General features: G+C 69.0%; 10 protein-coding genes and 2 pseudogenes. 6 read left to right on the top strand and 6 right to left on the bottom strand.

Annotation, left to right across the window (positions count from 1 at the left end; all coding sequences use genetic code 11):
- The 5 genes and pseudogenes from metE to BMG07_RS36960 form a co-directional block, all read left to right on the top strand.
- Positions 1-1,137 (top strand): 5-methyltetrahydropteroyltriglutamate--homocysteine S-methyltransferase (metE, locus tag BMG07_RS36980; RefSeq protein ID WP_198088649.1); only part of this gene is annotated, 1,137 nt, incomplete at its 5' end.
- A 221-nt stretch (positions 1,138-1,358) separates the two neighbouring features.
- Positions 1,359-2,057 (top strand): hypothetical protein, encoded by a 699-nt coding sequence (locus BMG07_RS36975; protein ID WP_269759777.1) that lies wholly within the window; start codon positions 1,359-1,361, stop codon positions 2,055-2,057.
- 122 nt (positions 2,058-2,179) lie between these two features.
- On the top strand, positions 2,180-3,163 hold the full coding sequence (locus BMG07_RS36970; protein ID WP_198088648.1) for a tripartite tricarboxylate transporter substrate binding protein: 984 nt from the start codon (positions 2,180-2,182) through the stop codon (positions 3,161-3,163).
- A 102-nt stretch (positions 3,164-3,265) separates the two neighbouring features.
- Positions 3,266-4,233: pseudogene (locus tag BMG07_RS36965) on the top strand (tripartite tricarboxylate transporter substrate binding protein).
- Positions 4,234-4,480: 247 nt separating this feature from the next.
- Positions 4,481-4,833 (top strand): annotated as a pseudogene (locus tag BMG07_RS36960) (alpha/beta hydrolase).
- A gap of 73 nt (positions 4,834-4,906) precedes the next feature.
- Here the strand turns inward: BMG07_RS36960 and BMG07_RS36955 are convergent.
- The gene (locus tag BMG07_RS36955) at positions 4,907-5,491 is read right to left on the bottom strand and encodes a DNA-3-methyladenine glycosylase I (RefSeq protein ID WP_198088647.1); all 585 of its coding nucleotides are present in this window, start codon (positions 5,489-5,491) and stop codon (positions 4,907-4,909) included.
- A gap of 61 nt (positions 5,492-5,552) precedes the next feature.
- On the opposite strand from BMG07_RS36955, the gene BMG07_RS36950 reads away from it, so the two are divergent.
- Positions 5,553-7,286 carry a dipeptidase gene (locus BMG07_RS36950; RefSeq protein ID WP_198088646.1) on the top strand — a complete coding sequence of 578 codons (1,734 nt, stop codon included), beginning with the start codon at positions 5,553-5,555 and terminating at the stop codon, positions 7,284-7,286.
- Here BMG07_RS36950 and BMG07_RS36945 read toward each other — a convergent pair.
- The 5 genes from BMG07_RS36945 to BMG07_RS36925 form a co-directional block, all read right to left on the bottom strand.
- Positions 7,270-7,779, bottom strand: coding sequence for a MerR family transcriptional regulator (locus BMG07_RS36945; protein ID WP_269759776.1), 510 nt, complete (start codon positions 7,777-7,779; stop codon positions 7,270-7,272). The genes BMG07_RS36950 and BMG07_RS36945 overlap by 17 nt on opposite strands.
- 106 nt (positions 7,780-7,885) lie before the next feature.
- On the bottom strand, positions 7,886-8,203 hold the full coding sequence (locus tag BMG07_RS36940) for a chaperone modulator CbpM (protein WP_198088645.1): 318 nt from the start codon (positions 8,201-8,203) through the stop codon (positions 7,886-7,888).
- A 2-nt stretch (positions 8,204-8,205) separates the two neighbouring features.
- Entirely contained in the window at positions 8,206-9,168 is a 963-nt protein-coding gene (locus BMG07_RS36935) for a DnaJ C-terminal domain-containing protein (RefSeq protein ID WP_198088644.1), read from the bottom strand.
- Between the two features lie 109 nt (positions 9,169-9,277).
- Positions 9,278-9,883, bottom strand: a complete 606-nt coding sequence (locus BMG07_RS36930) for a histidine phosphatase family protein (RefSeq protein WP_269759775.1) — start codon at positions 9,881-9,883, stop codon at positions 9,278-9,280.
- A gap of 17 nt (positions 9,884-9,900) precedes the next feature.
- Positions 9,901-11,727 (bottom strand): penicillin acylase family protein (locus BMG07_RS36925; protein ID WP_198088643.1); only part of this gene is annotated, 1,827 nt, incomplete at its 5' end.

The raw sequence follows: 11,727 nt of genomic DNA, 5'->3' as shown, positions 1-11,727 counted from the left end.
CGCGTGCACCGCCCCGACGTCGCGCTGCGCCTGGCGCGCAGCGTGGCCGGCGACGACGCCCGCGCTTCGGTCTTCGGCCTGCGCCAGTCGGTGCAGCGCACGCGCTTTGCATTGCCCGCGCTGCCCACGACCACCATCGGCTCGTTCCCGCAGACCCCGGACATCCGTTCGGCGCGCGCCGCCTTCAAGCGCGGCGAGCTCGATGCCGCCGGCTACCGCGAGAAGATGCGCGCCGAAATCGCGCTGGCCGTGCGCAAGCAGGAGGCGCTGGGCATCGATGTGCTGGTGCACGGCGAGGCCGAGCGCAACGACATGGTCGAGTACTTCGGCGAACAGCTCGACGGCTTTGCCTTCACCGCCAACGGCTGGGTGCAGTCGTACGGTTCGCGCTGCGTGAAGCCGCCGGTGATCTTCGGCGACGTGGCGCGCCCCGTGGCCATGACGGTGGAGTGGACCGCCTATGCGCAGAGCCTCACCAAGCTGCCGATGAAGGGCATGCTGACCGGCCCCGTGACCATCCTGCAGTGGTCCTTCGTGCGCGACGACCAGCCGCGCGCCACCACCTGCGAACAAATTGCCTGGGCGATCCGCGACGAAGTGGTCGACCTCGAAGGCGCGGGCATCGGCATCATCCAGATCGACGAGCCGGCCATTCGCGAAGGCCTGCCGCTGCGCCGGGCCGGCTGGCCCGCGTACCTGCAGTCGGCCACGCGCGCCTTCCGCATCAGCGCGTCGGGCGTGCGCGACGAAACGCAGATCCACACGCACATGTGCTATTCGGAGTTCAACGACATCCTGCCGGAGATCGCGGCCATGGACGCCGACGTGATCACCATCGAGACCAGCCGCTCCGACATGGAACTGCTGCGCGGCTTCGGCGGCGAGAACAATGCGGGCGGCTTTCGCTACCCGAACGAAATCGGCCCGGGCGTGTACGACATCCATTCGCCGCGCGTGCCCTCGGTCGAGGAGATCGTGCGCCTGATGCGCAAGGCCGCCGACGTGGTGCCGCTCGAAAATCTCTGGATCAACCCCGACTGCGGCCTCAAGACCCGCGGCTGGCTCGAGACCGAAGCGGCGCTGTCGAACATGGTCACGGCCGCGAAGCAGCTGCGCAAGGAACTGGCTCCGGCGTGAAGCCTGAAGCCGAAAGCCGAAAAGCAGGTCAGGAAGGGGAAATGCGGGCGCGCCAATAATGGCGCCATGCTTTCCCTGAACCGTCTTTCTTCGCCCCGTTTCCTGTTGTTGCTTCCGTTGCTCCTGGCTCCCTTGATGGGCTGGGCGCAAAACCGTGCGGAAGCACTGCTGCAATTCGAGGCGTCCAGGCGCGCTATGCGGCGTCTTATGCACCGGGCGCCGTGGCGCGCGGCGCACGCGAACTGCTGGACCCTGACGACCAGGCCATCGCGGACAAGGCGCTCAAGGCGCTGGACACCGCCGCGGGCCGCGCATTCAACACCAAGGCCTCGGTGGCCGCCATCCAGCAGGAGGTGGCCTCCGCCGGCAACGGCGGCGCCGCGCCGAGCCCGGAGCTGCTCGCCGCCGTTGCGCGTCTCGTGAAGTTGCGCACCGACTACGCCGCCATGAGCGAAGCCGGCAGGGCCGAGTTCTTCACGCGCGAACGCGCGCGTCCGGCCGACCCCGTGCGTACCGAACTGCTCGAACGCATGGCCGTGGGCGATGTGCGTGAGATCGATTTTTCAAGCCAGCTGCTGATGAGCGCCGTGGTCAAGCAACTGGCGCGCGGCAATGGCGGCCAGCTCAGCAGCTTGCCCGACAGCACGCTCGACATGGCGCTCGACACGCTGTGGTCGCGCGGCGTGACTTCGACGCGCCCGCGCAACCTGATGATCGTGGCGCGCGAATTCGAAAAGCAGATCACGCAGGCCCTGCTCGCTGCGCTGCCCGATGCCGACGTGGCGCTGCTGCTCGCCTGGCGCAACGAACCGCAGGCCGCGGCCGAGCGCGAAGCCCTGGTGGGCACCTACCGCGCCGAGGTCAAGGGCAGCGGCGGCGTGGCGCTGCGCACGCTGGTCCGCGCCTGGCCGCGCTCCTGATCCGCCGGCGCGACCCTGGCGGTCGCTAGGACAAATCCCGAGGCCCAAAACGGGCCGCAGGGCGTGCAATGCCCGGTACCTCGCACCGCGCGCAACCGCGCCACTCAACTTCGGGAAACGCCATGAACATCGACCGTCGAAGCTTCTCCGCACTGGCCCCCGCGCTCGCATTCAGCGGACTCGTTCCGCGCATGGCGCAGGCACAGGCGGCGGCGTTTCCGTCCAAGCCCATTCGCATCGTCTGTCCGTTCGCGCCGGGCGGCGGCTCCGACTTCATCGCGCGGCTGGCCGCGGCCAAGCTGGGCGAGCGCGTGGGCCAGACTGTGCTGGTGGACAACAAGCCCGGCGCGGGCGGCGTGCTCGGCACCGAGATCGGCGTCAAGGCCGCGCCCGACGGCTACACGCTGCTGCTGGTGGCGGGCAGCTACACGGTGAACCCGGCGCTCTACAAGCTCAGCTTCGATCCCGTTGCCGACATCACGCCGGTGATCCAGCTCTCGCGCGGCGCGTACGTGCTGTGCGTGAACCCGCGTGTCGAGGCGCGCAATCTGCAAGAGCTGCTGGCGCTCGCGCGCAAGGACCCGGGCAAGCTCACCTTCGCGTCGAGCGGCGCGGGCGGCCATCTGCACGTGGTGACCGAATACATGTTCGAGATGGCCAAGGTCAAGGCCACGCACGTGCCCTACAAGGGCACCGGCCCGGCGGTGAACGACCTGCTGGCCGGCAACGTCGACATGCTCTTTGCCGGCACCGAGGCGCTGATGCAGCACGTGAAGGCCGGCAAGCTGCGCGCGCTGGCCGTGAGCACGGCCAAGCGGCTCACGGCCTACCCCGACATTCCATCGGTCGCCGAAAGCGGCTTGCCCGACTACGACGTGGTGGCCTGGCACGGGTTGGTCGCGCCCAAGGGCCTGCCGCCGGCCGTGCTGGCCAAGCTCAGCAGCGAACTCAACGCGATGCTGCGCGGCAAGGACGTCGAAGACCGCCTCGAACCCACGGGCGTGGGCGCGGCCGGCGGCACGCCCGAAGCGTTCGGCGCGCTCATTCGCGCGGAGCTCGCGCGCTACGGCAAGGTGATCCGCGAAGCGGGCATCAAGGCCGAGTGATCACGCCGGCATTTCTTGAACAAAACCTGCATGGCATCATGAAACCGCCCGGTGTTCCGGGTGCCTGAAAACCGCACGACAACACGCAGGAGAGCCTCCCTCATGTTTCCCATCCGCATTGCCTCGCTTGCCATCGGACTCGCCGTATCGGTGGTCGCGCAGGGCGCCGCCGCGCAGGCGTGGCCCACCAAGCCGATCCACCTCGTCGTTCCCTTTTCCGCGGGGGGCGCCAACGACCTGATGGCGCGCGCCGCCGCCGAGGGCGCATCGAAGCAACTCGGCCAGCCGGTCATCGTCGACAACAAGCCCGGCGCGGGCGCGATCCTCGGCGCCGACGTGGTCGCCAAGAGCGCGCCCGACGGCTACACCTTCCTCGTCAGCGCGGCGGGCGTGGTGTCGAACAGCATGATCAAGAAGACCATGCCCTACAAGGACGACGCGCTGGTGCCGGTGGCGATGATCGGGCTCGCGCCTTCGGTCATCGTGGTACCGGCCAACGCGCCCTACAAGGACCTGAAGGAATTCGTCGCCGCCTCGAAGAAGGCCGCAGCGGTTTCCACTGGGCCACAGCGGGCACGGGCAGCACGCCGCACTTCGTCGAGGGCATCCTCGAGACGAAGTACGGCACCAAGCTCGACGTGGTGCCGTACAAGAGCGGCTCCGAGTCGATCACCGCCGTGCTCGGCGCCCAGGTCGAGGCCACGTCGGAGGCCAGCATCGTGGTGCTGCCCTACGTGAAGGCCGGCAAGCTGAAGGCGCTGGCGGGCACGTGGACGCAGCGCATCTCGGCGTACCCCGACCTGCCGACGGCGGCGGAAGAGGGCTTTCCTGAAATCCGCATTGCCCACTGGGCCGGCGTGCACGCGCCGCGCGGCACGCCCGACGCGATCATGGACAAGATGGCCGCCGCCATCGACGCCGCGATGAAGGCGCCGGCCACGGTCGAACGCCTGAAGGGCATGGGCATCGAGCCCATCGGCGGCACGCGCGCGAGCTTCGCGAAGTTCGTCGACGAAGAACGCGCGCGGCTGGGCGGGGTGGTCAAGGCCACGGGCATGAAGGAAGACTAGGGCGCGGCGGCTGGCACGCAACGTGCACCGTGTGTTGTGCAACCCCCGCGGCTTGACGGGCTAGCGAGAAAGTATGCAAACTAAAGGCGTTTCGAGCGACCAGCAGGGCACTTGTGTGAGCCTTGTCGGAAAGTTCCTCGTCATTGTTTCAATTTCATGAACACTGCGATTCGATTGAATAGGGTTTTCCCTAGGAATCGTGGTGCAAACTTCAGGGCACCCAAAGCCCAATCAAGAAGGAAATGAAATGAAGACCTCGAACATCCTCGCCGCCGCTGCTCTGTCCCTGCTCGCCGCCGCTGGCGCCCATGCAGAAACCTACGAGGCGTGCAGCCCCTGACCTCCGGCTACAGCCGCGCCGACGTGGCGCCCCAAGCCGTGGCTGCCGCCCGTGTCGGCAACGCCTACGGTGACAACGAAGGCGCTGCATCGACCGCAACGCCCGCCCTGACCGCTTCGGTCGACCGCGCCATCGTTCGCAGCCAGGCCGTTGCCGCTGCACACGCACCGGGCCAGAACCTGCGTCCCGAAACCTTCGCCGGCAGCGTGATCCCCGCGCAAGCGAAGGGCCTGACCTTCACGCGTCAAGCCGGCCTGTAATTGAAGGCGGCGCAAGCCGCTTCGATCACAAGTCAAGAAAAAACCGGACCTGCGAAAGCAGCGTCCGGTTTTTTCATTGGGGCGTTGGTTGGTGCCTGGCCCCGTGCCGATGGCAATCGTGCGCGTGGTCGTCCACGATGCCCGTGGCCTGCATCCACGCATAGACGATCACCGGCCCCACGAACTTGAAGCCGCGCTTCTTCAGCGCGGCCGAGATTTCTTCGGACAGCGGCGTCTTCACCGGCACGCTGCCCGTGCGATTGACGATGGGCTTGCCGCCCGCCATGCCCCAGATGAATTCGGAAAAGTCTTCGCCCGCCGCCTGCATGGCCAGGTAGGCGCGCGCGTTGCCGATGGTGGCCTGGATCTTCGAGCGCGAGCGCACGATGCCCGCGTCCTGCAGCAGCCGCTCGACGTCGGCCTCTGTGAACTTGACGATCTTCTCGGGCACGAAGCCCTTGAAGGCCTTGCGGAAAGCATCGCGCTTGCGCAGGATGGTGAGCCATGACAAACCGGCCTGGAAGCCGTCGAGCATGAGCTTCTCCCACAGCGCGCGGCTGTCATGCTCGGGCACGCCCCATTCGGCGTCGTGGTAGGCGGCCAGCAACGGGTCGGTCTGGGCCCAGGCGCAGCGGATCTTTGGGGGCTGTTGGCTCATGTTCTCGGTTCTTCGCTCGGCTATCGTCGGGAGATGTTTTCAGAATGAGGGAGTCACCCTGATGCAGCAATTTCGATTTTCATTGTCGGCGCTTTCACTGGGCCTTGCGCTGGCATTCGGCGCGCAGGCCGACACGCTGAAGAAGCCCCAGCTCGACCAGCTCGCCGCCGCGTGGCAAGGCGGCCAGAAGCCCGCCGACTTCAACGCCTTCCTCACGCAGGCCGCCAAGGCCGACCCCGCGCTGCAAGCCAGCGTGGCCGCCTATCGCACCCACAAGACCGCGTTGGCCGGCGACGAGCTCGTCGACATCGCGCGCCTGCTCGGCCTGTACAACCGCCTGCAGAACCAGCAGGCCGTGATCGCGAGCATCGGCGCCATGGTCGCCATTCCGACCGTGCGCAACGTGCAGGTGCCGCCGCACGAAAGCCCCCAGATCGTCGAGTTCGGCAAGTTGGTCGAAAAGATGGCGAGCGACTTCGGCCTGGCCTTTCGCAACGTCGACAACCGCATCTTCGAAGTGAGCCTGAAGGGCAGGGGCGGCGAGGAGTTCGGCATCCTCACGCACGCCGACGTGGTGCCCGCCGTGCTCTCCGAATGGGTGCTCGACGACGGCACGCGGCTCGACCCGTTCAAGATGACGCGCGTGGGCGACTTCCTCTACGGCCGCGGCACCATCGACGACAAGGGCTCCATCGCCGCCGTGCTCTACGCCATGAAGGCCGTGAAGGACAGCGGCCTGCCCATCGAGCGCAGCATCCGCCTGATGATCGAGACCACGGAGGAAACCGGCGGCGACGCCATGCAGTACTACCGCGCGAAGACGCAGCTGCCGGCCTACAACATCGTGCTCGACAGCAAGTACCCGGCCGTGGTGGCCGAGAAGGGCTCGGGCGCGCTGAAGGTGCTGTTCCCGGCCGAGCAAGCAGACGGCGCGTCGACCGCCATTACCGCCATGTCGGGCGCTGCGTCGGCCAACGCCATTTCGCAGACGGCCATGGCCACGCTCAAGGGCGGCGACCTCGCGGCGGTGGCGACCAAGCTTGAAGCCGCCAGGCCCGCGTTCCTCAAGAAGTACGAAGCGCAGGGCGGCAAGTTCTCGATCGACATCGCACGCGGCGCCGACAGCATCGAGCTGAAGGTCACGGGTGTTTCGGCCCACGGCTCGCGGCCCGAAGAGGGCGTGAACCCGCTGCCGCGCCTGGCGCTGTTCCTGCGGGAGTCGGGCGTGCAGCTTGCGGCCAACCACTACCTGCAGGCCGCGAAGTACATCGACGCCCTCTACGGCACCGGCTACCTCGGCGAGAAGATGGACCTGGGCTATGCCGACGACTTCATGGGGCCGCTGACCTTCTCGCCCAACCTCGTGCGCATGGGCAGCGACGGCAAGCTCGAAGTCACGGTCAACGTGCGCATGCCGCGCGGGCGCACGCCCGACGAGCTGAAGTCGCAGGTCACGGCGAAGATCAACGCCTGGGCCGCCGCCAACGGCGTGAAGCTCGACGTCGCCTACGACCAGGGCAACTGGATGGCGCGCGACCCCAAGGGCGCGTGGCTTTCCACGCTGCTGAACATCTACGGCGACACCACGGGGCTCGAGGCCAAGCCCGTGCCCACCGCCGGCAGCACCACGGCCAAGCTGATGCCCAACGCCATCAACTTCGGCCCCGCGATGCCCGGCAAGAAGTACACCGCGCACAACGCCAAGGAATACAAGGAAGTGCCCGACCTCGACGCCGACATGCAGATGTTCACCGAGATGCTGGTGCGCATCGGCAACCTCAAGCAGATGCAGTAGGCGGCAGCCAGCGCGCCTCGCGGGTCCACTGCGAGGCGAAGCCGTGGAGCGCCAGCAGCTCGTCCAGGATGGGGCAGGCGGGCTGGTGGTCGCCCAGGCACAGGCCGGCCAGGCGCTCCAGCACGTGCTTCATGGCCTGCAGTTCCTCGCTGCGCTTGCCCTCGCAGCGCGCGCGATGCGCGTCTTGCCGCAGCGCCAGCAGCCTGGCGACGTCGGTCATGCCGAAGCCCATGGCGTAGGCCCCGCGGGCGAAGCGCAGCACGCGGATGTGCTCGTGCGTGTAGCGGTGCCCCACGGCATCGGTGCCCTGTTCGAGCCCCTGGATCAGGCCCCGCGCCTCGCACTCGCGCGCCAGCTTCTCCGAAATGCCGGCGCGGGCCAGCACCTCTTCGAAGCCGAATCGCCGGCCGTCGTCTTGCGGTGTCGGCGTGAATGCCGCGTGGGGCGCGGGCCTGCGGGAGCGTTCGTGTGGTGCGCGGGGGCGAGGGGGCATGCGGCCTCCTGTTGAAGAGGCTCGAAGTCTTCGGTCTCGCACCGTGTCAAGGTCAAGCGTTCGGCCTGCTTTCCCCCGGCACCGCAAGGGCGATGCGCGCCGCTCGCTACCCCAGCCTGTGCGCGTGCAGCACCGCCTTCAGCCGCCGCACTTCGTGCTGCAGGTCAAGGATCAGCGCCGCCGCGTCCAGCCCTACGCCGAAGTCGCGCTCCAGCCGGCGCGCTTCGAGCGCGTGCTGCAGGTCGATGCTCGAGAACTGCCACTGCTCGGGCTGCGTCTCGGTGGTCTCGATGTGAAGAATGCCGACCTCGACCAGTTGCACCACCCAGGCGGTGTCGGCGCCCACGGCATGGGCCAGGTCGCTGGCGGCGAGCGGCTGCGACGCGCTGATGGCGGTCGCGGTGGTAAGCGTGAAATTCACCATGCTCAGACTCCCAGATGCTGGCGTGGGTGGAACGATGCCGTGGCTTGCGCCAGCTGCTCGTAGGCCTTGCGGGCGTCGTCGCTGTCGGCGGGCGGCAGCGCGATGTCGATCAGCAGGTACAGGTCGCCCGGCGTCTTGCCCGCGAGTCCCCGGCCCTTGAGCCGCAGCTTCAGGCCGTTGCGCGCATTGCGCGGCACCGTCACCTCGACCACGCCGCCGGTGGGCGTGGGCACCTGCACCTGCGCGCCCAGCGCGGCCTCGGCGGGCGTGACGGGCAGCGTCATGTACAGGTCGCGCTCTTCCACGCGGTACAGCTTGTGCGGCGCAATGCGCACTTCGAGGTACAGGTCGCCGGGCGGCTCGCCGCCGTGGCCCGGCATGCCTTGGCCCGCGAGGCGGATGAACTGGCCCGGGTGCACGCCCGGCGGGATCTTCACGCTGAGCGTGCGGTTGTCCCACTTCGGGTGGCCTTGCGCGTCGACCGTTTGCGCGCGCAGCGTGATCTCGCGTTCGGCGCCGTTGAGTGCGTCTTCGAGCGTGATCTCGATGGCCGCGTGGTGGTCTTCGCCGCGCGCCTTGTAGTTCTGCCGCGCGGCGCCGCGCCGCTCGGCCTCGCCGAACAGCGACGAGAAGAACTCGCTGAAGTCGGCGTGGTCGGCCGGACCCTGGTTGGGCCCGCGGCGGAACTCGAAGCCTTCGTCCCAGCCCGGCGGCGGCTGAAAGTGCCCGTCGGGGCTGCCGCCGCGCGCCACGCGTTCGGCCAGCGCGTCGTAGGCGGCGCGTTTCTCCTTGTCGCCCAGTACGTCCTTGGCCTCGTTGATGTCGCGCATGCGCTGCTCGGCGTCGGGCTCCTTGCTGACGTCGGGGTGGTACTTGCGCGCGAGCTTGCGGTAGGCCTTGCGCACTTCGTCGTCGGACGCGGTGCGGTCGATGCCCAGAGCGCTGTAGTAGTCCTTGAAATCCATGGTGTGGCGGTTCCTTGGGAGTGGACGGTGGGGCGGCTTCCGGGCGCTTGGCGTGGGCGCTAGGCCAGGGCAGCCTCTCCGTCGGTGTCTGCATGCCGCAGCAGCGGCGTCACGGCCCATGTGGGGCCGCTGCGTTCAAAACGCAATGGCTGCGCGTTGCCCAGCAGCTTGAAGTCGACCGGCACGCCCAGCAGCGCGGCCAGCGCATATAGCGTGCGCCGTGCGCCACCACCAGCACCGGCGCGGGCTGCTTGAGCGCCGCGTCGAGCGCGGCGCGCTTGCGCACGACGAACTGCGTGAGCGTTTCGCCGCCCTCGGGCTCGCAAGCCCAGTCGATGTTGGCCGACGAAGTGCCGATCAGCGCGCCGAAGTTGCGCTCGCGCAGCGCCTCCTGCGCCGTGGGCACCAGGCGCAGCGTGGCCGCCACCGTGTGCGCGGTGTCGAAGGCGCGCCGTGCGTCGCTGCAGACGATGGTGCGGATCGGCTCGCCCGCCAGCAGCTCGGCGGCGCGCGCCGCCTGCTGCAGGCCGAGCTCGCTCAGGGGCTCGTCGGGCGCCTGGAACACGCGCAGCGCGTTGCGGCCCGTTTGCCCGTGGCGCAGAAAGTAGAAGTGGTCGCAGGCCGGCGCGAGCGGCTGCGCCGCGGCGATGCGGATCAGCTCGTCGAGCCCGCTCGCGGCGGTGTGCGATGGCGTGGAAGTCTGTGGTTGCGACATGAATGAAATGGGTGGTGTCAGTACGCGAGCTGCAACGGCGTGCCCTCGCGCTGCGCCCGCACGTCGGCGGGGTGGAACGGCAGCGGGTGCCACTGCTTGGCCGCGAACAGCGGCAGCTGGTCGTAGGCGCGCGGCGATTCGAGGTCGCTGCTCTGGCCGTAGGTCAGCAGCCCCTGCGCGACCGGCCCGTTGGTGTCGAAGGTCACGACCTGCATGTAGCTGCTGCCGTAGTTGACGTTGTAGCCCTTCGGGTCGATGAGCGACTGGCCCTGCGACTCCAGCTTGTTGAGCACGCCCTCGAACTCGTCGCCGCCGTGCAGCGCGATCTTCTGGCCGCGCACCAGCCGCGACTGCGGCACGCCCAGCGGCACGTCGGCCGCGAAGCCCGCCGTGCGCAAGATGCCGACCGCGTCGCCCAGCGCCTTGAACACGGCGTCGCGCGTGGCCGGCGTGGCCATGTCCAGGCCGGCCGGCGTGGCCACCGGCTGGGCGGGGTCGAAGGGCACGCGCCAGACCTTCGGCACGTCCTTCGTCTTGCGCCAGAACTCGCGGAACAGCGGCGCGCCCTTGGCGTCGGCGTTGCTCGTGCGGTCCCATGCGCCCAGCACGCGGCAGCCCAATGCCTGGTCGGTGGTGAGCGCGGCGCCGGCGGCGCGGCAGGCGGCCTGCAGGTCGTCCATCACCAGCATGCCGGCCAGGTTCTTGTCGCGGAAGATCACGCTGCGCAGCTCGGCCGCGCCCATGCGGTTGCCGGGCAGGCCGTCGCCGCCCGCCAGCCGGCCGCGAATTTCCATGATGGCGCTGCGCGTGCGCAGCCGCTGCGGCACGCCGATGGGGCCCACCAGCGGCGACACGCCCGCCATGGGCGCGGTGTCGGGGTTGCTGAGCCAGAAGCTGTCGTTGCTGTTCTGCACGTAGTCGGGCGTCACCAGCACCGGCATGCGCGCCGGCGCGATCACGCCGGGCGACGCCGCCGCGCTGTCGCGGTTCCAGGCGCAGGCGCTGCGCGAGCCGTCGAGCACCGGCAGCCCGGCCGCGTTGAGCAGTGCGGCTGCGGCGGGCGAGGGCGCGCAGGCCTTCAGCATGTCGGCCGACACGTCGGGCACCACCGACAGGTCGGCGTACATCGCATTGCCGTCGCGGTCGGCCGCGATGGTGTTGATCCACGGCATGCCCTGGTTGCCCATGGCCGCGCGCAGCTCGCCCACGTTGCGGGCCAGCGCCATCTTCATCCACGCGTCGGCCGAGCGCACGTTGAGCGTGTTGGCGTCGCGAATGGCGTAGGCCTTCTGCGCCGTCCAGCCCAGGCCGGCGCGCGGCAGCGAGATCACCGGGCCCCAGTCGGTCGCGTAGAAGGTGTGCTGCACCGGCGGCGTGCTGGCGCCGCCCGTTGCGGCGGCCGGCAGCACCACGGTGCGCGCGATCATCTTCTTCGGCTGGCCGTCGACCCAGTAGACGGTCGGGTCGTTGGGGTCGAGCTTCAGCTCATAGAGCGTGAAGCGCTTGCCGGTCGACACCGTGTGCGTCCACGCCACGTCCTTGTTGAAGCCGATGGCCACCACCGGGCTCAGGCCGCCGGTGGCGCCCATCACGTCGAGCTTGCCGGGAATGGTCAGGTGCATTTCCCAGAAGCGGTTGGTGCCGGTCCACGGAAAGTGCGGGTTGCCCAGCAGCAGGCCCTTGCCGTCGGGCGTGGCGTTGCGCCCGAAGGCCCAGCCGTTGGAGCCCAGCTCGCCGCCCTCGGGGTTGGCGTTGAAGCTGTGGCGGCCGATTTCCGCGACAGCCTCTTTCAGCGCGACGGGCGCGGCGCTGGTCCTGGCGCCCGGCGCGGGCGGCACGGCGGC

Source organism: Variovorax sp. E3 (assembly GCF_016082275.1).
Lineage (GTDB): Bacteria > Pseudomonadota > Gammaproteobacteria > Burkholderiales > Burkholderiaceae_C > Variovorax.
The sequence above is the reverse complement of the archived record's forward strand: the minus strand, read 5'-3'. Positions and strand labels throughout refer to the sequence as shown.

Coding starts and splice junctions, on each gene's coding strand:
- BMG07_RS36955 (WP_198088647.1), bottom strand. CDS start 5,491: ATGAGCCAACAGCCCCCAAAGATCCGCTGCGCCTGGGCCCAGACCGAC.
- BMG07_RS36970 (WP_198088648.1), top strand. CDS start 2,180: ATGAACATCGACCGTCGAAGCTTCTCCGCACTGGCCCCCGCGCTCGCA.
- BMG07_RS36950 (WP_198088646.1), top strand. CDS start 5,553: ATGCAGCAATTTCGATTTTCATTGTCGGCGCTTTCACTGGGCCTTGCG.
- BMG07_RS36945 (WP_269759776.1), bottom strand. CDS start 7,779: ATGCCCCCTCGCCCCCGCGCACCACACGAACGCTCCCGCAGGCCCGCG.
- BMG07_RS36930 (WP_269759775.1), bottom strand. CDS start 9,883: ATGTCGCAACCACAGACTTCCACGCCATCGCACACCGCCGCGAGCGGG.
- BMG07_RS36935 (WP_198088644.1), bottom strand. CDS start 9,168: ATGGATTTCAAGGACTACTACAGCGCTCTGGGCATCGACCGCACCGCG.
- BMG07_RS36940 (WP_198088645.1), bottom strand. CDS start 8,203: ATGGTGAATTTCACGCTTACCACCGCGACCGCCATCAGCGCGTCGCAG.